Below are 245 nucleotides of genomic sequence, written 5' to 3' on the forward strand. Positions count from 1 at the left end.
GAAGGTGTAGCCTTGAAACGTCTTAGTTCTTCTGAATAGTACGCTAGGCTGCAAGGTGGACGAGGCAACTCATCCGCCTTCTTCTTTAGGCCAATACTTTGATATTCAAACTTTGAGGGTCAAAGTTGTTGGATTGTTATAACATATAAAAAGGTAAGTAATTATATGAAAACTCGAATTACGGAATTATTGAATATTAAATACCCTATTTTCCAAGGGGGTATGGCGTGGGTTGCAGACGGTGA

This window comes from Larkinella sp. C7 (assembly GCF_006149005.1).
GTDB lineage: Bacteria > Bacteroidota > Bacteroidia > Cytophagales > Spirosomataceae > Larkinella.